The organism is Agromyces sp. P1_H4 (assembly GCF_056405255.1).
Map to the genome: position 1 here is coordinate 1 of NZ_JBFUCL010000539.1, position 1,393 is coordinate 1,393.

1 protein-coding gene is annotated in these 1,393 nt (G+C 72.7%); it reads left to right on the forward strand.

The features are described from left to right. Positions 1–12 precede the first annotated feature (12 nt). A partial coding sequence (locus AC1DY2_RS19775; protein WP_476763960.1) for a DUF4062 domain-containing protein occupies positions 13–1,393 on the forward strand: 1,381 nt, incomplete at its 3' end.

The window sequence follows — 1,393 nt, forward strand, 5'->3', positions numbered from 1 at the left end:
GCCGGTGACCTGATGCGTCCCGCGCCGGCGATCCGCACCCCCGATCAGCGGCTGCGCGTCTTCGTGAGCTCCACCCTGAAGGAGCTGGCGCCCGAGCGAGGCGCCGCACGGGTCGCCATCGAGCGACTGCGGCTGGCACCCGTCATGTTCGAGCTCGGCGCCCGTCCCCATCCGCCGCGGCAGCTCTACCGCGCCTACCTCGACCAGAGCGACGTGTTCGTCGGCATCTACTGGCAGGAGTACGGGTGGGTCGCGCCCGGGGAGGAGATCTCCGGCCTCGAGGACGAGTACTGCCTCGCGCCCGCCGACATGCCGAAGCTGATCTACGTGAAGCAGCCGGCTCGGCGAGAGGAGCGGCTCGGCGGCCTGCTCGGCCGCATCCGCGACGACGACACCGCCTCGTACACGCCGTTCTCGAGCGCCGACGAGTTGGCCGAGCTCGTGACGGCGGATCTCGCGACCCTGCTCGCCGAGCGCTTCGACGCCTCACGGCCGCCGGCCCAGACGGGAGCGATCACGACGGCACCGACAGGAGCGGCGACGCCGGTGGGAGCGACGCCGGACGCGAACCCCTCGCCTGCAGGCCGCCTCCCCGTGCCCTTCTCCGACGCCGTGGGCCGCGAGCAGGATGTCGCGACCCTCCTCGCGTGGCTCGGGGAGGACTCGCGACGACTGGTCACGCTCGTCGGTCCGGGCGGCATCGGCAAGAGCCGCCTCGCGATCGAGGTCGCCCGCAACGCCGGGGCTCGGTTCGACCGGGTGACCTTCGTGGCACTGGCGCAGGTCCGCGATCCGGGCGAGGTGCTGGGCGCGATCGCCCGGGAACTGGGCGTGCGCGACTCGGGCGACGCCCCACTGAGCGAACAGCTCGGCATCGCGCGGGCCGGACGCCGCGACCTCATCGTGCTCGACAACTTCGAGCAGATCGTGGATGCCGCACCCGACGTCCTCTCGCTGCTGACCGACCTGCCGGGCGCGACCTTCCTGGTGACGAGCCGGGTCCGGTTGCGCGTGCGCGGAGAACAGGTCTTCGACGTCGAGCCGCTCGGCCTGCCGCCCGAGCCCTCCGAAGCTCCGACGGGAGTCATCCTGGAGTCGCCGGCGGTACAGTTGTTCCGCGATCGGGCGCGAGCCGCCGATCCGAGGTTCGACGTGACCGATGACAACGTCGAGGATGTGGCCCGCATCTGCCGCGCCCTCGAGGGCGTTCCGCTGGCGATCGAGCTCGCGGCCGCCCGCATCCGGTTGCTCACGCCGGCCGCCATGCTCGCACGGCTCGACCGGGTGCTGCCGCTGCTCGCCACCGCGGCGCGCGACGTGCCCGAACGCCAGCGCACGATCCGGGCCACCGTGGAGTGGAGCATCGACCTGCTGGGCGACGACGCCCACGCGC